The organism is Streptomyces sp. NPDC050509 (assembly GCF_044457965.1).
Taxonomy (GTDB): domain Bacteria; phylum Actinomycetota; class Actinomycetes; order Streptomycetales; family Streptomycetaceae; genus Streptomyces.
Genome location: NZ_JBITHL010000014.1, coordinates 136,574 through 158,079, shown reverse-complemented (window position 1 = coordinate 158,079; position 21,506 = coordinate 136,574). Strand labels below are relative to the sequence as shown.

Annotated in this window: 13 protein-coding genes and 2 pseudogenes; 12 read left to right on the top strand and 3 right to left on the bottom strand. The window is 71.4% G+C overall.

Features of this window, described 5'->3' with window-relative positions; translation table 11 throughout:
• Positions 1-51 precede the first annotated feature (51 nt).
• The 6 genes and pseudogenes from ACIBJC_RS32785 to ACIBJC_RS32760 all read left to right on the top strand — a co-directional run.
• Positions 52-300 (top strand): annotated as a pseudogene (locus tag ACIBJC_RS32785) (transposase family protein); the annotation flags it as partial.
• Positions 301-1,416: 1,116 nt separating this feature from the next.
• Positions 1,417-3,000 (top strand): TIGR02677 family protein, encoded by a 1,584-nt coding sequence (locus ACIBJC_RS32780; protein WP_399298803.1) that lies wholly within the window; start codon positions 1,417-1,419, stop codon positions 2,998-3,000.
• Positions 2,997-4,229, top strand: coding sequence for a TIGR02678 family protein (locus tag ACIBJC_RS32775; protein ID WP_399298802.1), 1,233 nt, complete (start codon positions 2,997-2,999; stop codon positions 4,227-4,229). The genes ACIBJC_RS32780 and ACIBJC_RS32775 overlap by 4 nt, the downstream gene beginning before the upstream one ends.
• Positions 4,226-8,329 (top strand): TIGR02680 family protein, encoded by a 4,104-nt coding sequence (locus ACIBJC_RS32770; protein WP_399298800.1) that lies wholly within the window; start codon positions 4,226-4,228, stop codon positions 8,327-8,329. The genes ACIBJC_RS32775 and ACIBJC_RS32770 overlap by 4 nt, the downstream gene beginning before the upstream one ends.
• Positions 8,320-9,579 carry a TIGR02679 family protein gene (locus tag ACIBJC_RS32765; RefSeq protein ID WP_399298798.1) on the top strand — a complete coding sequence of 420 codons (1,260 nt, stop codon included), beginning with the start codon at positions 8,320-8,322 and terminating at the stop codon, positions 9,577-9,579. Before ACIBJC_RS32770 ends, ACIBJC_RS32765 begins: the two co-directional genes overlap by 10 nt.
• Positions 9,580-9,859: 280 nt before the next feature.
• Positions 9,860-10,392, top strand: a pseudogene (locus ACIBJC_RS32760) (TetR/AcrR family transcriptional regulator).
• Here ACIBJC_RS32760 and ACIBJC_RS32755 read toward each other — a convergent pair.
• Together ACIBJC_RS32755 and rraA are read right to left on the bottom strand one after the other, a co-directional pair.
• Positions 10,364-10,666 (bottom strand): 4-oxalocrotonate tautomerase family protein, encoded by a 303-nt coding sequence (locus ACIBJC_RS32755; protein ID WP_399298796.1) that lies wholly within the window; start codon positions 10,664-10,666, stop codon positions 10,364-10,366. The pseudogene ACIBJC_RS32760 and the gene ACIBJC_RS32755 sit on opposite strands and share 29 nt — an antisense overlap.
• A 117-nt stretch (positions 10,667-10,783) precedes the next feature.
• Complete coding sequence (gene rraA, locus ACIBJC_RS32750; RefSeq protein WP_399298794.1) at positions 10,784-11,269, bottom strand: ribonuclease E activity regulator RraA; 486 nt, start codon at positions 11,267-11,269, stop codon at positions 10,784-10,786.
• Between the two features lie 153 nt (positions 11,270-11,422).
• Between rraA and ACIBJC_RS32745 the strand changes: the two genes are divergently transcribed.
• The 5 genes from ACIBJC_RS32745 (at position 11,423) to ACIBJC_RS32725 (ending at position 19,450) form a co-directional block, all read left to right on the top strand.
• A complete protein-coding gene (locus ACIBJC_RS32745; protein WP_399298792.1) occupies positions 11,423-12,301 on the top strand; it encodes a GntR family transcriptional regulator in 879 nt (292 codons plus the stop codon).
• Between the two features lie 223 nt (positions 12,302-12,524).
• Positions 12,525-15,185 (top strand): aconitate hydratase AcnA, encoded by a 2,661-nt coding sequence (acnA, locus tag ACIBJC_RS32740; RefSeq protein ID WP_399298790.1) that lies wholly within the window; start codon positions 12,525-12,527, stop codon positions 15,183-15,185.
• 125 nt (positions 15,186-15,310) lie between these two features.
• Entirely contained in the window at positions 15,311-16,465 is a 1,155-nt protein-coding gene (locus ACIBJC_RS32735; RefSeq protein WP_399298788.1) for an ABC transporter substrate-binding protein, read from the top strand.
• A gap of 59 nt (positions 16,466-16,524) precedes the next feature.
• Complete coding sequence (locus ACIBJC_RS32730; protein WP_399298786.1) at positions 16,525-18,342, top strand: ABC transporter permease; 1,818 nt, start codon at positions 16,525-16,527, stop codon at positions 18,340-18,342.
• Positions 18,335-19,450, top strand: a complete 1,116-nt coding sequence (locus ACIBJC_RS32725) for an ABC transporter ATP-binding protein (RefSeq protein WP_399298784.1) — start codon at positions 18,335-18,337, stop codon at positions 19,448-19,450. Before ACIBJC_RS32730 ends, ACIBJC_RS32725 begins: the two co-directional genes overlap by 8 nt.
• A gap of 52 nt (positions 19,451-19,502) precedes the next feature.
• Here the strand turns inward: ACIBJC_RS32725 and ACIBJC_RS32720 are convergent, their stop codons facing one another.
• Positions 19,503-20,381, bottom strand: coding sequence for an alpha/beta fold hydrolase (locus ACIBJC_RS32720; protein ID WP_399298783.1), 879 nt, complete (start codon positions 20,379-20,381; stop codon positions 19,503-19,505).
• A gap of 148 nt (positions 20,382-20,529) precedes the next feature.
• On the opposite strand from ACIBJC_RS32720, the gene ACIBJC_RS32715 reads away from it, so the two are divergent.
• The gene (locus ACIBJC_RS32715; RefSeq protein WP_399298781.1) at positions 20,530-21,459 is read left to right on the top strand and encodes a LysR family transcriptional regulator; all 930 of its coding nucleotides are present in this window, start codon (positions 20,530-20,532) and stop codon (positions 21,457-21,459) included.
• Positions 21,460-21,506: the final 47 nt, after the last annotated feature.

Below are 21,506 nucleotides of genomic sequence, written 5' to 3'. Positions count from 1 at the left end.
GGATTCCCGCGCGGCGCGGCTCAGGATTTTGCGAACCTGTGCGCTTCCAACTGCCGGGCGGACAAGGGCTACCAGGGCGCAGGCGGCACGGTCCGTCTCCCTTACCGTGGCCGGTGGCGCAGCCCCTCCGTCGGCCAGCCGGCCGTCAACCGATCCCACGCGAAGGTCCGGGCACTGGTCGAACCAGCCATCGCCACCCTCCAGTCTTGGCGGCTCCTCCGCGAGCTCCGCTGCTCTCCGACCCGGATCACGAGCCTCAGCCAGGCTGTCCTCACCCTGCATCTGGCCAGCTCGGATTGAGGATGGAAAGGCTCAGTGCCAAGGACCTGCGAGTCGGTGTGCGGTCGGTTGTAGTGGCACGGCTGAACAGCCGTCCGGCTTCGAGGTGCTTCGCCGCTCTGGCGAACTGTTACACGGCAGAAAGCTCCTCCGGGCGTCACGGGCTTTGCCCTAACTGCACTTTTTGACCGAGTAGATGATATCCGGGCTTAGGCTGGCGAAGGGGACCGGCTGTACGGCGTGGATGTCGATGTAGCGGGCGGGTGCGGATGGGGCGTGAGCACCTGCCGGGCGGGAGGAGCGCAGGGCTGGGGTGAAGTCTGGGTTGGGGAGCCTGTCCCATTCCCGCAAGCAGCGGTCCCCCTCCACCGGACGGTTGTGCCGGGCCGTAGCAGGGTCGCCAGCGGTTCTCGAACAACGTACTGCCACTACCCGTGACGAAACCGGGCACAGTTGTTGCCCGATGCTCGGGACGTCACCAGCGTGTTGCCGCCCGTGGTTGGCACCCCGGGATCGCACTGCACAGCCAGACGGGTGCCTTGTGCAGGAGACATCCGGTCGGCTGTGCGCCTCTGGTAGCCCTTGGCAGAACCGAAAATGCGCCGCTGACCTGCTATTTCTCTGCCCACTCTCGCGGTGACGTGATTTCGATGACGCATCATGTGGAGTGCGTGGCGATTCTTGAGCTGGTGGAGAAGGGTGCCTGACCTGCGGTTTCGTGCGTGCGTGCCGCTTCGGTCTCGTCCAGGCGTCTGCGTTCGGAGGCTTCGCCGCGGAGCGTGACCTCGCTGTCCGACGGGACTCGCTCGAAGGAGCAGGTGTGACGCACGACGTGAGTGGCACCCTCGTCCGCCGACGCCTCGGGAGCCGCATCCCGCAGGGTGTCTTCCCACCGGCGACGCCATGCTGCCGTGGGGTCAGGAGCGTCGTGGCCCTCCTTGATGACGAGCCTGGCAGAGGGCTTCCGTGCCACCGCATCCGTTGGGCGGCGTCATCGACGGGAGGTAGGGCGTGCCTCGTGGTCGGCCCGGTGGATGTGGACGATGGGAACCGCATGGATCCGGTCACTGCGGCAGGAATCGGACAGGTGCGTTCGTCCCTGCCGGTGGCTGCCCCGGGTGCGCCACAATGGGGGCGATGACCGTCACCACCTCGGCCGATCCGGCTTCCGGGCCGGAGGGATTCGGCCCCTTCGCCCACCTCAGCGTGCCGAACACCCCGCTCTACCGCCAGGTGATGCGGGCGTTCCTCGTGGCCAAGGAGCGGTTCGCGGTCCATCTGCGCCCCGAGGAGGTGCATGCCGCCCTTCCGGCGGACATCCGCCCTGCCGAGCCGGAAGCGGTCGTCGCCGCGCTCGACAGGCTCGTCGTCTGGGGCAATCTGCGGGCCGATCCGGACACCGCGCGGGTCACAGCCGTCGAGGACTTCTACCGGAAGCGGTTCATCTACCAGCTCACGCGAGAGGGGGAGGCCGCCGAGGCGGCGCTGTCCGCCTACGACGAGGCGCTCGGGCGTCGTGGCGCTCTTCAGGCAGTCGCGCTGCACGACATCGTCACCCAGCTTCGCGCGCTCCTCGTCCTGGCCGCCGAGGACGAGCCCGACCCGGCCAAGACACACCTGACGCTCGACGCCTTGGCCAGCCGCTTCGCCGCGCTCGCCGACAACGCCCGGGCCTTCATGGGATCGCTCCAGAGGACCATCGACCTGCACGACGTCGAGGAGGAGGTCTTCCTCGCGTACAAGGACCGGCTCATCCAGTATCTGGAGCGGTTCATCCAGGACCTGATCACGCTGAGCGGGCGGATCGCCCGGCTGATCCTGGAACTGGAGGAGGGCGGCAGGGTGGATCCGCTGCTGAGGGCCGCCGCCGGACGCGAGGCCGCCGACGCCTCGCCGGAGGAGGCCGCCGACGCCGAGCGGGAGGTGTACGAGCGGTGGGCCGCGCGCTGGGAGGGGCTCGGGGCGTGGTTCATCAGCAGGGACGGACGTGAGTCCCAGGCCCGGCTCCTGCGCGGCCGGGCACTGGGGGCGATTCCGCAGCTCCTGACGGTCGTACGGGCGCTGAACGAGCGCAGGGCAGGGCGTTCGGACCGGTCCGCCGACTTCCGGACCCTGGCCCGCTGGTTCGCCGAGGCACCCGACGATGACGCCCGGCACCGGCTGTGGCGAACCGCTTTCGGTCTCTACCCGGCCCGGCACCTCACCGTCGACGCCGACACCCTCGCCGCCCGGGCGGCGAAGCCCGTGCCGGCAGCCACACCGTGGGCCGGGGCGGAGCCGTTGCGGATCAGCCCGCAGCTGCGCCGCACCGGGAGTTACGAGCGGCGTGGCAAGCCACGCAAGGTCGAGGACCGTGGGGCCAGGCGGCGCGCTCTTGCCGAGGCGGCTTCCAAGCAGGCTGCGGAGACCGCCGCCGCCCGCGTCCGGCTCGTCACCGACGGCGTCACGCGCCTGTCCGAACTCGGCGAGCTCGACCCGGCCTCCTTCGGCCTGTTCCTCCAACTTCTCGGCGACGCGCTGGCCACATGGCGCCCAGGGATGAGGCACACCGTGGCCACCGGCAACGACGGCTCCATGGAGATCCGGCTCACCGCGCTCGCCGACGGCACCACCGCAGAGGTCCGTACGCTCGGCGGAGTCTTCAGCGGCCCGGACCATCTCATCGAGATCGTCGACCTGACGGACAGTGATGCCACGACGGACAGGACCCCCGGCCGATGACCACTCCCCTCGCCGAGGTGCTGGACGGCCAGCACGCCGCCGACCTGCGTAAGGCAGCGCGCGCCCTGCTGAAACACCCGCTACTCCTCGCGCGCGGCCGCTACGTCGACGAGTTCCGCCTCGTCCGCCGGCACGCGCCCGAACTCCGTGAGTGGTTCGACCGCAACACCGGCTGGTCCCTCCAGGTGGACGCCGAGACGGCGCGGCTGCGCAAGGTACCAGGCGTCCTCACCGACCCCACGCACCCGGCCCGTGAGGTGAGCCGTGGTTCCGCCCCCTTCACCCGGCGCCGCTACGTCCTGCTCTGTCTCGCGCTCGCCGCCCTTGAGCGCGGCGAGGCCCAGATCGCCCTCGGGCGCCTCGCCGACCAGATCGTCCTCGATGCCGCCGATCCCCGACTCACCGCGACGGGGATCGAGTTCGCCCTGGAACGCCGCGATGAGCGCCTCGACCTCGCCGCCGTCGTACGGCTTCTGCTCGATCTCGGCGTGCTGCGTCGGGTGGCGGGCGAAGAGGAGGCGTACGTCAGCGGGGCGGGCGACGTCCTGTACGACGTCGAACGCCGGGTCCTCGCCGGACTTCTGGCCTCCCGCCGCGGCCCCTCCACCGTCCATGCCGAAACCCTCGACGACCGCCTCGCCGAGCTCGTCGCCGAAACCGCCCTGGACAGCGACGAACTGCGCTTCCGAGCGATGCGCCGCTCGCTCACCCGCAGGCTGCTCGACGACCCGGTGATGTACTACGACGACCTGACCGACGCCGAACTCGGCTACCTCACCCGGCAGCGCGGCTTCCTCACCGCCCGGATCACCGAACTGACCGGACTGGTCGCGGAGGTGCGGGCCGAGGGGATGGCCATGGTCGACCCCGATGACGACCTCACCGACCTCCGCATGCCCGAACAGGGCACCCACGGCCACGTCACCCTGTTGCTCGCCGAGCACCTGGCCGGCGCCGACGGCCCCGTCACCCTCGGCGAGCTTGCCCTCCGGGTCCGTGAACTCGCGTCCCAGCACGGTGGCTTCTGGTCGAAGTCCGCACGGGAGCCCGGCATGGAGACCGAGCTCGTGGAACAGGCCGTCGCCCGGCTCACGGCGCTCGGTCTGGCCTCCCGTACCCCGGACGCGATCGTGGCCCGCCCCGCCCTCGCCCGGTACGCGGTCGGCGAGACCGTCATCCGCGCACCCGGCTCCGCCCCCGTGCCTCCGCAGCGAAAGGCCACCTCGTGACCCGCCTCCCGACCCCGCGGCGTTCCCGCTGGCAGCCCCTGCGTGTCGGGCTCGTCGACCTGTTCCACTACGACGTGGAGGAGTTCCACTTCCGGGACGGGCGCCTGCTGCTGCGTGGCAACAACGGAACCGGCAAGTCCAAGGTGCTCGCCCTGACCCTGCCGTTCCTGCTCGACGGCGACCTCAGCCCGCGCCGCGTCGAACCCGACGGCGACCCGGGCAAGCGGATGGAGTGGAACCTGCTCCTCGGCGGCGAGCACCCGCACTCCGAACGGCTCGGCTACACCTGGGCCGAGTTCGGCAGGCTCGACGACACGACCGGCGAGCAGCACTTCCGTACGCTGCTGTGCGGGCTCAAGGCCGTCAGCGGGCGGGGCATCGCCAGGCACTGGTACGCCGTCACCCGCCAGCGCGTCGACCACGGGTCCACCGAACGCACGGAGGAGACCTTCCGGCTGCTCGACGCCACCGACACGGCCCTGTCCCGGGACCGCCTCGCCGAGGCCGTCGCCGGGCACGGCATGGTGTACGACCAGGCCAAGACGTACCGCAGAGCGATCGACGAAGCCCTCTTCGGCCTCGGCGAGCAGCGGTACGCCGCCCTGGTCGACCTGCTCATCCAGCTACGCCAGCCCCAGTTGTCCAAGCGGCCCAACGAGGCGGCCCTCTCCCGCGCACTCACCGAGGCGCTGCCGCCCATGGACCAGGCTGTCATCGCCGACGTGGCCGAGGCGTTCCGTTCCCTGGACGAGGAGAAGGACGAGCTCGCTGCCGCGTCCGCCGCCGAGCGGGCCGCCTCCGCCTTCCTGGAGCACTACCGACGGTACGCCCGGGTCGCCACACGGCGCCGCGCCCGTCTTCCGCGCGCCGAGCACTCCCGCTACGAGCGCGTGCAGCGAGATCTGGCCGAGGCGCAGGAACTGCGCACCCGCGCGGAGGAGCAGCGAGCGGCAGCCGAAGAGGAGATCGGCTCCCTGGCCGGGACCGGGGAACGCCTGAGGGCCCAGGAGACAGCGTTGCGCGAGGCGCCCGAGATGCGCGACGCCCGGGAGCTTGAGCACGCCGCGCAGGCCGTGACGCGAACAGCGCAGGCGGCGAACCGGGCGAAGGGGGACCAGGGGCAGGCGGATGGCCTCCACAACAAGGCGCTCGGGCGGCTCGGCGCCGCCGAGAACCGGCTGCGTGCCACGCGGCTCCGGGTCGAGGAGACCTTCGCCCACGCGCGGGAGCAGGCAGCCGCCGCGTGTGTCGTCCTGCCGGTGGACGACCGGCTGCCCGAGCACGGACTGCGGCGCGCCGTCGAGGACGCCGCGACCCGCGCCCAGCGAGCCCTCGCCCACACCGAGGGCCTCCTCGAAGCCTCCGAGCGGGCCACCGACGCGCACCGCCGCGCGTCGGGCCGTCTTGACGAGGCGGAGACCGACCTCGCGCTGGCCGCTGAGACACACGGTACGGCGGAGGAAAACGCGGCGCGGGCAGGCCGGACCCTCCTGGACGCCGTACGCGAACGCGCCCGCGCCTGGAAGGAGCTGGCCTTCTCCGACGAGACCGGCCTCCTGGACGAACTCCAGGAATGGACCCGTCACCTCGACGGCCCCTACCCGGCGCGGGTCCATGCGACCCGGGCACACACCGCCCGCTCGGCGGACCTCGCCGACCAGGCGGCCGAAGCCGCCCGCAGGACTTCGGAGCTGGCGGCGCGCACCGACGAGGCACGGCGGGAGCTCGCCGCGCTGGAAGCCGGCGGCGGACGCGAGCCCCAGCCCCCGGCGACGCGCACCCCCGGCCTTCGCGAACGGCTGCCGGGCGCGCCGCTCTGGCGCCTGGTCGACTTCCGTGACGAACTGCCCGATCCAGAGCGTGCCGGGCTCGAAGCGGCACTCGAAGCCTCCGGCCTCCTCGACGCCTGGGTGCTGCCCGACGGCTCCGCCCTCGCCGTCGATGGGCACGACGTCCTGCTCTCCCCGTCGAGCGGACCGGTCAGCGGCCCCTCGCTGGCAGACGTGCTGTGCCCGGCCGTGGACCACGGCGGTGGACAGGCCGCTGCCCTGGACGGGACGACCGTGACCCGGCTGCTCGCCGCCATCGGTCTCGACGGCGGGGGAGAAGCCGAGACATGGGTGGCACCCGACGGACGCTTCAGGGTCGGCGCACTCACCGGCACCTGGGCCAAGCCCGCCGCCACGTACGTAGGCGAGGGCGCGCGCGAGGCGGCGCGCCGGGCCCGCGCCGCCGTGCTCGGCATCGAACTCGTTTCCCTGCGCGAGGAGTCGGACACACTCGCGGCTCGGACCGAGGTGATCGCGGCACGCCGTCGCACACTCGACGCCGAGCTCGCCGACGTCCCCGACGAGTCATCGCTGACCAGGGCACACGCGCTCGTGAGCGCCGCCGCCGAGACCGTACGCAAGGCCCGCACGCGGTACGAGGAGCGTGCTGCCGAGGTCACCGAGGCAGGCGGGCACGCCGAGAGGGCCGCCGCCGAACTCGCCGAGGTCGCCGCTGATCTGGGGCTGCCCGCCGACCGGGCCGGACTCACCGCCGTGCGTCACGCCCTCGGCTCCCTCGCCACCACGCTGGCCGCTCTGTGGCCCGCGCTACGCGAACGAGGCGAGGCCGTACGGCAGGTGGACGACGAACGTGCCGAGGCGGCCGAGGCTGAGCAGCGGGTCGTCGACCTCGCCGAGCGGGCCGAACTCGCGGCGCGCGAGGCGGCGGCGGCCGACGAGCGCCACCGGACGCTGCGCTCCACCGTCGGCGCCGCCGTCGCCGAACTCGAACGGCGACTCGCCGAGACGGCCGAGGCGCAACGGATCTGCCAGACCGAGCAGAAGAACGCCCGACGGCGTCACACCGAGGCGGACCGGGAGGCCGTGCGGGCCGAGGGGCGGATCGAGCGGATGGAGATGGACCTTGCCGAAGCCGTCGACGCACGCGCGGAGGCCATCGCCGCGCTCCAGCGCTTCACGGCCACCGGACTCGTCGCGGTCGCACTGCCGGAGCTCGCCGTCCCCGGCTCGGACGACGGTCCCTGGGCCGCCACCCCGGCCATCGCGCTCGCCCGCGCCATCGACTCCGGCCTGTCGGCCACCGACGACACGGATGCCGCCTGGGAACGCGTCCAGCGACGGCTCGGCGAGGAACTCAAGACGCTGCAGGACACCCTGTCCCGGCACGGGCACAGCGCATCCGCCCGCATGGTCGAGGACGGCATGGTCGTCGACATCGTCTACCAGGGCCGCGAGCGGGCCGTACCCGAACTCGCCGACGCGCTCGCCACGGAGGCCGGAGAGCTCACCCGCATCCTGTCCGCGCACGAACGTGAGATCCTCGAAACCCACCTGATCACCGAGGTCGCCGGCACCCTCCAGGAACTCATCGGCACCGCTGAACGGCAGGTGCGGGACATGAACACCGAACTGGAGGACCGCCCCACCTCCACCGGCATGAAGCTCCGCCTGGTGTGGCGGGCCTCACGCAAGGCCCCGCCCGGACTCGCCCAGGCCCGTGACCGGCTGCGCCAGTCCGCCGACGCCTGGACGGCCGAAGACCGCACGGCGGTCGGCGAGTTCCTCCAGGCCCAGATCGCCCGCCAGCAGTCCGACGACGGCTCGGGCAGCCGGCTCGAACACCTCACAGCCGCGCTCGACTACCGCTCCTGGCACGAGTTCGGTGTCGAACGCCACCAGCACGGGCGGTGGGTCCCGGCCACCGGCCCCGCCTCCGGCGGCGAACGCGTCCTCGCCGTCTCCGTACCGCTGTTCGCCGCCGCCTCCTCGCACTACGCCAGCGCGGGCAGCCCGCACGCGCCCCGCCTGGTCACCCTCGACGAGGCGTTCGCCGGCGTGGACGACGACTCCCGCGCCAAATGCCTCGGCCTGCTGAGCGTCTTCGACCTCGACGTGGTGATGACCAGCGAACGGGAGTGGGCCTGCTACCCGCAGGTGCCCGGCATCGCCATCGCCCAGTTGTCCCGGATCGACGAGGTGGCGGCGGTCCTCGTCACCCGCTGGGAGTGGGACGGTACGCGACGGCAGCGCCGCGAGGACCCCGTACGGGACGCGCGCCGGCTGGAGGAGCCCGAGCCGTTGTGGAACTGACACACGGGCCTGAGCCCGGGACCGGAGCGATCGACGGCCCCCGGCTCGCCCGGCTGCTCGGCACACCGGACCTCGCCTGGCTCGTCGAACGAGCGCGCCGACGTCTGGTGGCCGGGCAGCCCCTGACCGGTTCCGTGTCTCTGGGCGATCCCACTGCGGCCCAGCGGGCGGCGGTCGAACGACTTCTCGCCCGAGCCCCCGGTGGCGGCAGGTCTCTGACCGTGCGGCTGGACGCGGTCGACGCCGTACTGCGCCGCTCGGGCGCCAGCCCTGACGGCCTCGCCGTCGCCGTCGAAGCGCTCACCGGCCCTGTCACCCCGCTCGCCCAGGCCCGACAGGAGGAGGAAGCGGCATGGCAGTGGGCGCACGCCCCCCTTGACGAGCTCACCGCGTCGGTCCCTCCGCTGGCGGACTGGGCCGCCCAGGTACGGGCCGATGGCCTCGCGCGACGCCTCGGCCGTGTCCCCGACACCACGCGCACCCTGCTCGCCGGGGCGTGCGCCGCTCTGCGGGTACTTCCCACCGATCCGGCCGTCTCGCTGCCCGCCTTCGCCGCCCAGGTCCTCGGCTCGGCCCACGCACTTGACGACGGCACACCGCTGGCCACGCTCACCCTGTCCGGGGCCCGCGCCCTGACCGGCTTCCCCGACGGCCAGGGCGCCGAATGGCGACGCGAGGTGTGGGCCTCGGCGGGACTGCTCCGCGACGAGCTGTCCTCGACCGTCCTGACTCTGAACCTGCGGGGCACCCCGGCCCTGGACCGGATGGCCGAAGAGGGCGAACCGTTCGTACTCACCCTGCGCCGGCTCACCCGCCGGCCACTCGACATCGCCCCTCCGGCGGTGTGGATCTGCGAGAACCCGACCGTCCTCGCGGCGGCGGCCGACACCCTCGGCCCCGCGTGCCCACCCCTGGTCTGTCTCCAGGGGCAGCCCTCCGCCGCCGCCCTCACCCTGCTCCGAGGGCTGCACGAACACGGAGCGACCCTGCACTACCACGGTGATTTCGACTGGGGCGGGCTCCGGATCGCCGGCGTCCTTCACCGCCGCGTCCCCTGGCGGCCCTGGCGCTACACGGCTGCTGACTACCGCGCCGCCGTGTCCCGCAACACCTCACCCCCGCCGTCACCGCTCGTCGGCACCCCGACCGAGACCCCCTGGGAACCCGCGCTCGCGGCTGCCGTCGCGGAACTCGGCGTACGTGTCGAGGAGGAGAGGGAGCTGGACCTCTTGCTGTCCGACCTCGCGTGAGGTGGCCGGGCACTCGGGGACAGGCGTTGCACGGTCCCGGCGTGGCGTCGCTCAGCTCGTCTGTTCGGCTCAGTTGTGGGGCGGTGCGGCTGCTGTCGGAAACCTCGCACACCAAGGTGGACTGGAGGATCCTTCTCAGCCGGACGGGATCACTGCCGTAGCGGATCGCGTTCGTCACCAGTTCGCTGACCATGAGTTCCGTGGTGAAGGCCAGCCCTTCCAGGCCCCGGGCGGCGAGCCTCTCGGATGGCGCGAGCGCATCGTGGCCGGTGCGGCCGACATGATCAGCAGGCGCGGCCTGAACGCCACGAGCATCCGCGAACTGGCCAAGCACGCCAAGGCTCCGCTCGGCTCGACCTACCACTACTTCCCCGAGGGTAAGGGGCAGTTGGCCACCGAGGCGGTGCGGTACGCGGGCGCGGCGGTGTCCCGCATCCTGCGCGACTCGCTGGACGCGGGCCGGTCGCCGGGCCGCGCGCCTTCCTCGACGTATGGCGCGGCATCGTCGTCTGGAGTGACTTCCGCGCCGGCTGCCCCGTGCTTGCCGTCTCTGTCGAGGAGCCGCCGCTCGATGGGATCCCGCCGGCCCTCGCCGCCGCCGAGGCGTTCGAGGAGTGGGAGCGACTGCTCGCACAGTCGCTGCGCGCGCACGGCGCGGATGCCGAGCAGGCTCCCGGCCTCGCGGCCCTCGTCGTGGCGGCCGTCGAGGGCGCGATCGCCATGTGCCGCGCCCAGCGCAGCGTGCGAGCTGTGGATCAGGTGGCGCGGCAGCTTGAAGCGGTGATCAGCGGCGCTGTCGGCCGGTCGGTCTGACCCGGCTCAGGCGCCGAGCGCTGTGCGGATCGCCTTTGCCTTCTCCTCGGTGAACACGCCGCTCTCCGGGACCGGTGTTCGCGAGAAGCCGGCCGCCGATGGCCATCGCGTCCGGCTCACGCTCCGTGAAGTGCACCTGGAACCCGACCCGCGCGGCCGGTGCGAACTGACCGACCTCGGGCACGAGCACCGCATCGGTCAGCGTCTCGGCCGGCGTGCGGCGCTGTTGCGCACTCAGGCGTCCCTTCGGGGAGTTCACGGTGATGACGGTCATGACCGCCTCCTATGACGATCGTTACAGCGCGATCCTGTGCGAGATCTATAACGGCCGTCATAGCCCGCGAGCATCCTAGGTCGCGACGGGCCATGTGCCCCGAGCGCCATGAGCCCCTCAGGCGCGCGGCAGAAGGACCACCCCGTCGCCGTCGGCATGCAGGACGTCGCCGGGGGCGAACGTCACGCCGCCGAACGTCACCGGCACATCCACCGCGCCGGCCCCCGCCTTCGCGCTCCTGCGCGGATTGGTGCCGAGCGCCTGGATCCCGAGTTCCATTCCGGCCAGGGCCGCGGTGTCGCGCACGGCCCCGTGCACCACGACGCCCGCCCACCCGTTGCTCAGGGCGCGGTCTGCCATGCGGTCGCCGAACAGGGTGGTATGCAGGGAGGCCCCGCCGTCGATGACCACGACGCAGCCCTCGCCGGGGGTGCGCAGGAGTTCGTGCAGCAGGCTGTTGTCGTCGTGGCAGGAGACGGTCCGTACGGGGCCCGCGAAGGAGAGCAGCGACCCGTACGAGGTGAACTGCACGTCGCACACCCGGAGTTGGTCGCCGTACTGGTCGGCGAGGTCGGCGGTGGGGACAGGTGTCGTCGTCTGCATGGGTGCCTCTCGATGGTGTCGCGTCGGTGCGCCCCGGGTCGGCGGGGCGCGTCGAGAGTTTGTATCAGATCGATGTTCAATACAATTCTGCGGGCGTTCCGTGCCGCTTAAGATGAGGCGTCCCATGTCCCCGCCCGAAGAGCGCAGAGGTTGATGTCACGGCCGAACCTGACCACCTCCGTCGCCACTCGCCTCGTGGACCTGCTGCGTCGCAGCGGTCTCGCGGAGGGGGCCCATGTCACCGAGCAGTGGGCGGCCGACGAACTGGACGTCTCCCGCACCCCCGCCCGCAAGGCCATGCTCTTCCTCACGGAAGTCGGCATCCTGCGGCGCGAGCCCAACCGCGGCTTCTTCCTCGACCGCGGGGCGGCCACGCTGACGCGGACCGACCTGGGGGAGGGCGCGGACATCGAGCAGGACGCGTACTTCCGGATCGCCGACGACTACGTGGGCGGCCGGTTCACCGGCCCGTTCACGTCGGCCGACATCGGCCGCACCTACGGCCTCACCCCCCGCCAGGTCGACCGGGTCCTGTCCCGCATGGACTCCGAAGATCTGGTGCGGCGCAGGCCGGGCGGGCGCGGCTGGGAGTTCCAGCAGGTGCTCTCGACGGTCGAGGCGCACGATCAGAGCTACCGCTTCCGCATGATCATCGAGCCGAACGCCCTGCTCGAACCGGGCTTCACGATCGATCCGGAAGCGGCGGGCCGGCACCGCAAGCAGCAGGAGGCGCTGCTGCGCGGCGACATCCTGCTGCTGCCCCGCGCCGAGCTGTTCCACGTCAACGCCTCGTTCCACGAGATGCTCGTGGGCTTCTCGGGCAACCAGTTCCTCCTCGACGCCGCGCGCCGCCAGCACCGGCTGCGCCGCCTCATCGAGTACCGCCACCAGGTGGACCGTTCCCGCCTCGCCGGCCAGGCCCGCGAGCATCTGCGGATGCTGGACATGGTCGAGAGCGGACGCCTTGAGGAAGCGGCGGAGTTCCTGCGCCGTCACCTGGACAAGGTCAGGATCATCAAGACCGGCGGCTGACCGCCCTGCTCCTCCTGGTCCGCTCACCCCTCCGGAGGGCCCCGGGTTCCTTCGGGGTTCCTTCGGGGTTCCTTCGGGGTTCCTTCGGCAAGGTTCCCCGGAAGTTCTCTCGTCCAACGGTTGTATCAATATGCACCTTGAGACAATATGGGGCCCGGCAGTCGCAGGCGCCGCCCTCGCGGCAGCCGTGGACTCCGCCCGTCCCGGAACGACAGCAGGGATCATGACCGCAGACCCCACCCCCGCCAACACCCGCGCCGCCGTCCTCACCATCGACGGCCACGCGTACCGTTACCTCCCCCTGGACCAGCTCCTGCCAGGTGCGAGGCTCGACGAACTGCCGTACGCGGTACGGGTCCTCGTGGAGAACGTCGCCCGACGCTCGCCCGCCGCGCTCGACGACGTTCTCGCCCGCGCCCTGAGCGGCAGCGGCGACTGCGAGGTGCCGGTGCACCCGAACCGGGTCATGCTGCACGACACCACGTGTCTGCCCGCGCTCGCCGACTTCGCCGCGCTGCGGGACAGCGTCGCCGAGTTGGGCGGGGACCCCGAGCGGCTGCAGCCCGCCATCCCCGTGGATCTGACCGTCGACCACTCGGTCATCGTGGAGGAGTACGGCCGCCCCGACGCCGTCGAGCGCAACCTGCTCATCGACTTCCGCCGCAATGGCGAGCGCTACCAGTTCGTGAAGTGGGCCGAGCGCAGCCTGCGGGGCTTCAGGGTCGTGCCGCCCGGCACCGGCATCATCCACCAGGTCAACATGGAGACCCTCGCCCGCGTCGTCTGGCAGGAAGGAGACCCGCGGGACGACGGCCTCCCGTGGCTGCACCCGGACGTGCTCGTCGCCACCGACAGCCACACCCCGATGATCAACGCCCTCGGCGTCGTCGGCTGGGGCGTCGGCGGCCTGGAGGGGCAGGCCGCGATGCTGGGCGAGTCGGTCACCATTCCGTTCCCGCGCGTGGTGGGCGTGCGCGTGACCGGGCGGCTGAGTCCTGGTGTCGGCGCCACCGACCTCGCCCTGACCATGACCGAACTCCTGCGCGCCAAGGGCGTGGTGGACCAGTTCGTCGAGTTCTGCGGCCCCGGCCTGGAAGCGCTCGGCTGGGCGGAGCGGGCGGCGGTCTCCAACATGGCCCCGGAGTACGGCGCCACCTGCGTCTTCTTCCCGTACGACGACGAGACCGCCGGCTATCTGAGGCTCACCGGGCGGGACGAGGAGCACGTACGGCTCGTCGACGCCTACCTCGCCGCGCAGGGAATCAAGCGCACCGCCACCACCCCCGAACCGCGCTACGACGACGTCATCGACCTCGATCTGGCCACGGTGGAGCCGAGCCTCGCCGGGCCCGACCTGCCGCACCAGCGCCTGCCGCTGTCCCACGTCCCGGGCTCCTTCCGGCCCACCGCACACTCAGCTCCCGTACCCGCGGAGATATGTGGGGAGCCACTCCCCGAGGGGCCGGTCGCCATCGCCGCGATCACCAGCTGCACCAACACCGCCAACCCGGCGCTGATCGTCCAGGCCGCGCTGCTCGCCGAGCGGGCCGTGGCGGCCGGGCTCAACACGAAGCCCTGGGTGAAGACGTCCCTGTCGCCCGGGTCCCGGGTCGTCGAGGACTATCTGCGCGAGGGCGGGCTGCTCACCGCCCTGGAGCGGACCGGCTTCCACATCGTCGGCTTCGGCTGCATGACCTGCATCGGCAACTCGGGCCCGCTGCAGGAGGATGTGGAGCGTCTCGCGCAGGACGGCGCCGTCGACTCCGTGGCCGTCCTGTCCGGCAACCGCAACTTCGCGGGCCGCGTCAACCCGCGCATCGGCCAGTCCTATCTCGCCTCCCCGCCCTGGGTCATCGCCTACGCCCTGGCCGGTTCGATCCTGCACGACTTCGAACGCGACCCGCTCGGCACCGACACCGACGGCGCCCCCGTCTTCCTCAAGGACCTGTGGCCCACGGACGAGGAGGTCGCCGCCCGAGTCGCCGCGTCCGTGCGCCCCGAGATGTTCCGCGCGAACGCCGCACGCCTGCGCGAGGGCACCCCGGCCTGGCGCGACATCCGAGCCCCCGGCGGCACCCGCTTCGCCTGGCACCCCGAGTCGACCTACATCCGGCGCCCGCCGCACCTCACCGAGCTGCCCGCCACAGCCCCGGACCGGCTGCGCATCGAACGCGCCAAGGTGCTTCTCCTGCTCGGCGACGACGTCACCACCGACCACATCTCCCCGGCCGGCGCCATCCCGCTGCGCAGCGCCGCCGGGCGCTGGCTGACCGAACGCAACGTCGCACGGCGGGACTTGAACCAGTACTCCACCCGCCGCAGCAACCACGAAGTCATGCTGCGGGGCGCCTTCACCAACGCCGCCGTCACCAACCGACTCCTCGACCCGGCGCACGATCTCTCAGGCGGCCACGCCCACACCGCCGACCGCACCGCAGTCCTGCCCGTGCACGAGGCCGCGCCCACCTATCTCGCGGCGGGCTACGACCTGGTGGTCGTCGCGGGCCGCAACTACGGGGTGGGCTCCAGCCGCGACTGGGCCGCCAAGGCGCAGGCGCTGCTCGGGGTGCGGGCGGTCGTCGCCGAGTCGTACGAGCGGATCCACCGCAGCAACCTGATCGGGATGGGCGTACTGCCGCTGGAGTTCGACGAGGGCGAGGACGCGTCGGCGTACGCCCTCACCGGAGAGGAAGACCTCGCCTTCACCGGCGTCGACGACCTCCACGTCGGCACGAACCGCATCACGCTGCACCTCGCCCGACCCGACGGCTCGCGTACGACGGCCCCCCTCCGCCTGCGCCTCAACTCCCGCCAGGAACTGGCCTATCTCCGCCACGGCGGACTCCTGCCCTACGTGGTGCGCCGTGCGGTCGCGGCGTCCTGAACCGGGCTCGCGACTACGCGACCCACCCTGCCCGCCCGTACATATGCGCCACCACGCTCCCCGGCCCCGCCGGTCTCTCGAAGTTGCTGACAGCGCCGTCGCGCCATACCCGAGAAGAGCCCCCTATGTCTCCCACCCGACCCGGGCCCGCCGCCGCGCCACCCCGCCGCCACCTGTTGCGCGGTGCCGCGGCCGCAGGTCTCCTCGCCGCCGGCGCCGGCACGCTCTCCGGCTGCTCCGGTGACGAGGCGAACGCCGCCGCCCCTCCGGTGCCCGCCCACTACCCGTCCACGTACGGCAAGTTGGTCGACGCCTCACGGCGCGAGAAGAAGCTCCTCATCTACTCGAACACCTCTCAGACCAACTGGCAGCCGATCTTCGACGCCTTCATGGACCGCTACCCGTGGATCACCGACGTCCGCGCCACCAACCTGGGCGGCTCGGCGGTCTACGAGCGCTACTACAGCGAGAACGCCAGCGGCACCTCCCCCGTCGATCTGCTGGTCAACAACGGCGGCCCGCTGTGGGGGGACTACGCCACCCGCAACATCGCCGCCGACTACCGTTCGCCGGAGAAGGACCACCTGCCCCCCTGGGGCGAGATACTCCCCGGAGTCTGGATCATGTCGACCGACCCGGTCGCCGTCCTCTACAACCGCAAGACCATCGACCCGTCCCAATACCCCACGGGGCTCAAGTCCTTGGCCGACATCGTCGAGGCGAAACCGTCCCGCTTCCGCGGCCGGATCGGCGTGTACGACCCGTCGAACGCCTACGGCTACGCCAGCAACCAGGGCTACACCAGCATGGTCCCCGACGGCTGGGACACCTTCCGACGGCTGCTGCCCTTCACCCGCTCCGACCACTCCTCGGGCGCCCTCGTCGAGAAGGTCGTCTCGGGCGAGTACGACTTCTCGATCAACCTCAGCGGCGGCGTCGTCATCCCGGCCGCCGAGAGCAGCGGCGGCCTCCTCGGCTGGAGCTACTCCGAGGAGGGCACCATCGTCATGCCGCGCGGTGTATCGATCGTGAAGACGGCGCCCCATCCGAACACCGCGCGCCTCTTCCTCGACTTCGTACTCTCGGTGAAGGGCCAGCAGTCCGTCGCCGACGGCGGCCTCGTGCCGTACAGGTCAGGGGTGCGGCAGGACGCCACGGACAGCCTTCAGGACATGCGGCGCAAGCTCGGCGCCGACCGTGTCCACGTCTACCGCTACGAGCGAGTACCGGAGAAGACGCAGGAGGCGTACCTCGCGCGCTGGGAGAAGGCGGCGGGCTGACGCCCCTGCCTCCCCACCTCAACTCCCTTTCCTTATTGGCCTGTTCGTATGGAGTTGCCATGGCCACCCACACCCCCGAGGCGCCGAGCCCGTCCCGCGGCAGCGCCCCACGCGCCGGCGCACTGGGCACGCCGCAGTACCGGCGCCTGTTCGGCGCCGGGCGTGAAGTCACCATTCACTGGCTGACGTTCCTCGTCACCGCGGCCCTGGTGCTCGCGCCGGTCGTCCCGATCCTCTACCAGTCGATACGCGATCAGCCGCTGTACGCGGCGGGCGGCGCCTTCACGTTCTCCAACTACGCGCACCTGTTCACCGAGGCGGGCTTCGGCTCGATCATCCTGGACACCCTGTTCTTCGCCGCCCTCACGACGGTGTTCGCGCTCGCCATCGCCGTACCCATGGCGGTCCTGCTCGAACGCACCCGTTTCCCCGCCGCCCGGCTGTTCGGCCAGGTGCTGCGCTGGCCGATCTACATCTCGCCGCTCGTCCTCGCCTTCGGCTGGATCGTCGTCTACGGCCCCGCCGGATTCCTCACCACCACCGTCCGCGAGTCGCTCGGCTGGGCGCCGTGGAACCTGTACTCGCTGCCCGGCATGGCGTTCGTCGAGGCCGTCGCGCAGGTCCCGATTGCCTACCTCTTCTGCGCCAACGCCCTGGCCGCGTCCGACACTTCACTGGAGAACGCTGCCCGCACCGTCGGCGCGGGACCGTTGCGCGTCCTGCGCTCGGTAGTCGTACCGATGCTGCGCCCTCCCATGCTCTACGCGGGCCTGCTGATCTTCGGCACGGCAGTCGAGACCCTCTCCATTCCGCTCATCCTCGGCCAGCCCGCCGAGATCACACTCTTCTCCAGTTTCCTGTACGAGCAGGGCATCGACTCGGTGAACCCGGACTACGGCCTGCTCGGCGCGGCCTCGGCCTTCATGCTGCTGACCACGGTCGGCCTGGTCGTGATGCAGGTTCGGCTGCTCAAGCAGGCTCAGCGGTTCGTCTCCGTACGTGGCAAGGCCAACCGGTCGGGGCTCCTCGACATCGGCGGCTGGAAGTGGCTCGGCTTCGCCTTCGTCGGGATCTATGTCGTCTTCGGTGCGCTGCTGCCGATGATCGCGCTGGTCATGCGGGCGTTCACCTCGCTGCTGACGCCGCTGGTGAACCCGTTCGGCCTGTTCACGCTGGACAACTTCCGGCTGATCTTCGCCTACGCGCCGTACACCGAGTCGATCACCAACAGCATCACCATCGCGTTCATCGGTGCGGTCGCGGTCACCCTGTTCGGCACGGTCGTGGTCCTGGTGGCCCGGCGCTCCGACTTCCGCTTCGCCCGCCTCCTGGAGACCACCGCCCAGTCACCGCACGCGGTGCCGGGCCTGATCATCGGCATCGGCTTCTTCTGGGCGTTCGCCTGGATGCCGGGCGGCGACGCGGTGCGCGGCACGCTCTTCGCCCTGATCATCGCGTTCGGCGTGCGCGCCCTGCCCTCGGCGTACGGGGCCATCTCCCCGGCGACGATGCAACTGGGCTCCGAACTCGACAACGCCGCGCGCGTCGTGGGCGCCGACTGGTGGCGCACGGTCTCCCGGATTCTGATCCGCCTCCTGGTCCCGGCGATGCTCGCCTCTTTCCTCCTCATCTGGACCCAGATGATCCGCGAGTACGCCCCCGCCATGTTCCTCGCCGGGGCCGAGTCCCAGGTCATCGGCACCACCGCCATCGACCTGTGGACCCAGGGCGAGACCGGCTCCGTCGCCGCGCTCGCCACCCTGCAGATCGCCGTCACCGCGCTCGTCGCCGGCCTGGCCGGCCTCCTGCTGCGCGACAGGAATTCCCAGCAGGACAAGAAGTCCGTGAAGCCCATGAAGGAGAAGTCCCATGCCTGAGCTGGCCGTCGAGAACATCACCAAGTCCTTCAACGGCACCACGGTCTTGGAAGGCATCGACTTCACCGTCGCGGACGGCGAGTTCTTCACCCTTCTCGGCCCCTCGGGCTGCGGCAAGTCCACGACCCTGTCCTGCGTCGCGGGCCTGGACAGCCCCGACTCCGGCACCATCCGGGTCGGCGACGAGGTCTTCTTCGACGCGGCCGCGGACAGGAAGGGGCAGGGGCGCACCACCATCCCGCCCGAAGCCCGCAACCTGGGCCTGGTCTTCCAGTCGTACGCGCTGTGGCCGCACATGACGATCGCCGGCAACCTCGCCCTGCCGCTGAAACTCCGCAAGGTCCCCAAGGACGAGCAGCGCCACCTCATCGACGACGTCCTCACCAAGGTCGACATGCTGCACCTGCGAGACCGCTATCCGCACCAGCTCTCCGGCGGCCAGCAGCAGCGCGTCGCGCTCGCCCGCGGCATCGTGTACTCGCCGGGTGTCCTGCTCCTCGACGAGCCGCTGTCGAACCTCGACGCAAAGATGCGCGACCAGGCCCGCCTGTGGCTCAAGGAACTCCAGCGCGACCTCGGCATCACCACGGTCTACGTCACCCACGACCAGATCGAGGCCATGTCCCTGTCGGACCGCATCGCCGTGTTCATGCACGGCCGCCTCCAGCAGGTCGGCACCCCCACCGAGATCTACGAGACCCCGGCCACTCCGCAGGTCGCCGGCTTCATCGGCCGCTGCAACCTCCTCGACGGCCGTATCGACGAGGCGCCCGCGGAGGGCCGGACCATCCGGGTCGAACTCGGCACGACGGGCCAGCACTTGAAGGTGCTACGGCCGGACGGTGCGAGGGCGGGCCAGGACGCGACCATCGGCCTGCGCTCCGAACGCATCACACTCACCGAGCGCGCGGACACAGCCGAGGACGGCGTCAACGTCCTGCGCGCGACGATCAAGCAGTGCTCCTACACCGGTGCCCGCTTCGAGTACCAGCTGTCCGTCGGAGACATCGACCTCCACGCCGAGAGCCCGGTCCGGCACACGGGCCAGGAGATCAACTTGCTGATCCGCCCCGAGGACTGCCTCCTCTACCCGGCGGCAGCGGCCTGAGCCGAAGCCGCATCGCCGCACATCCCGTCAGGCAGCAGGACGAGTTGGCCGTTCACCGGGCCAGGGCTTCGGCGAGTTCCTGCGGGCGGGCGGCGAACGGGCTGTGGCCGCCCGGCAGCGTGCGGACGGTGAACGGCTCGCCCGGCATGGCCCGGTCGGCCTCCGCGATCATCAGGTCCTGTGCGGCGGTCGGCAGCGCCCGGTCCTCCGCGCAGCGCAGGAAGGTACGCGGGATACGGCCCCACCGTGCCGAGGTCAAGGTGATGGGGGTCGCCGGGACGGCCAGCGGCAGGTCGGGACTGAGCGCGGAGCGCCAGCGGTCGAAGCGGTCGGGGGGTGTGTCGTGGTAGTGGGTCTGCCGCAGTTCCTCGACATAGGCGGGGTCCGGCGAGAGCGGGTCGATCCGTACGGCTCCCAGTGCCTGGGGATCACCGAGGTTGAGGTCCTGCCCCCGTGCGGTGGCGTTCTCGGGCGCGCTCAGGTAGTCGAAGAACCGGGGGCGGCCGGCAGGGACGAACGCGGAGAGGTAGACGATGCGGTCGACCAGCTCGGGCGCGCGCTCCGCGGCCAGCGACGCGGGGCCGCCGCCCGCGCTGTGCGCGACGAGCACGACGCGGCCGTAGCGGCGGGCCTGGCGCAGTGTGTCCAGGACCGCGTCGGCGCAGTCGTCCATCGTCACGTCGGCGAGCTGCGACCTCTCGGTCAGCAGACCGGGGCGGCCGGGCAGCAGGTACCCGCTGGGCAGGGGAGCGCCGAAGCCGTGTCCTGGCAGGTCGACGGCAATGCTCGCGGTGCCGAGACCGGCGAGTGCCCGCTGCGTCGCCGCCCACTGCCACGAGCCGTGCCAGGCACCGTGGACGAGAACAAAGACGGTGGTGTCCAGAACGGTGTCCGCGTAGTTCGCAGTGTTCGCGGTGTTCACGGCGTTCACGGCGTTTTGGGTTCTTGCGGTGCTTTCGGTGTTCGCGCTGTTCGGGGAGGGCTGCATGACTCCCATCCCAGTCGGCGACGGCGGATCGATCCAGGGAAAGATATGGCACGCTGGGTGGCGATACTTCGCATGTATGGACGGAGCGGTCATGGAAGCGCGGCATCTGCGGTACGCGCTCGCCCTCGCCGAGTACGGGCACTTCGGCCGGGCCGCCCGCGCGCTGGGCATCGCACAGCCCCCGCTGTCCAAACAGATCGCCGACCTGGAGCGCGAGACCGGGGCCCGGCTGTTCGACCGTACGCGCCAGGGAGTGTTCCCGACCGCCGCGGGCGAGGCGTTCCTCGCCCGGGCGCGGCGGGCACTGGAGGAGATGGCGGCGGCCAAGGTGGACGCCGAACGGGCGGCGCGCGGTGAGACGGGCCGGCTGCGGCTGGGGTTCATCGCCTCCGCGCTGCTCGATCCGCTCCCGGACGTCCTGGGCCGGTTCGGCCGCGAGCGTTCCGGCGTACGGCTGGAGCTGCACGAGATGGCGTCCGGCCGCAGCACCGCCGCTCTCATCGCCGGAGAACTGGACGTGGCCGTCACCCTTGGACCGCCACGGGGCGCCGGGGCCGAGCATCTGGTGTCCGTCCCGATCGGGCACGATCATCTGATCGCCGTCGTCGGCAGCGCACACCCTTACGCCGGCCAGGTGTCGGTGAGCGTGGACCAGTTGCGGCGGCAGCCGCTGATCGTGGCCGCCGGGGACGACGAACCCGCCATCGCCGGCGGGCTGCGCGCCCTGCTGGGGGAGGACGCCGCCGCGCTGGACGGTGCGACCATGGCCAGGGACATGCACACGATCATGGGCCTGGCTGCCTGCGGTGTCGGTGTGGGCCTCGGGCCCTCCCGCATGCGGTTGGCCCCGCGACCGGGAATCCGGTTCTGCGAGGTGACCCCGAAGACGGCGCTGCCCGACCTGGTCCTGTCCTTCGCCGACCGGGACCGCTCCCCGGTGCTGGGTGCCTTCCTCGACACCGTCCGCGCCAACTGCCCCGACGTCGGTGCCGCACTCGACCGGCGGTTGGGCCACGCATGAGTACCGCACCCGGTGCCCTCGCGAAGGCCGCTGATGGCTGTGACGCT